Here is a 213-nt window from a genome sequence, read left to right on the forward strand (position 1 = left end):
TCCGCGGGAAAGCGGCCCACGCCAAGCCCGGTGGTGATTCAGGTGATCGCCGAGCCGGCCAGTGAGGCCGTCGCGCCGGCCTCGATGGTCAGCGCTGATGGGCTCATCACGCCCGAACTGGTCGCCGAATTGGCCCATTCGGCCAAGCTGGTACCGCTGATTCACCCTGGTGACGCCCCGCCGGAGCCCGGTTATGTGCCCTCCAAGGCGTTG

Annotated in this window: 1 protein-coding gene; it reads left to right on the forward strand. The window is 68.1% G+C overall.

Annotated features, from left to right (window positions below):
- The coding region (locus F0Q45_RS27390; RefSeq protein WP_149656749.1) for a DUF222 domain-containing protein at window positions 1-213 on the forward strand (213 nt) is incomplete at both ends.

Origin of the sequence: Mycobacterium simiae (genome assembly GCF_008370645.1) — a bacterium.
GTDB classification, from domain to species: Bacteria; Actinomycetota; Actinomycetes; order Mycobacteriales; family Mycobacteriaceae; genus Mycobacterium; species Mycobacterium simiae_A.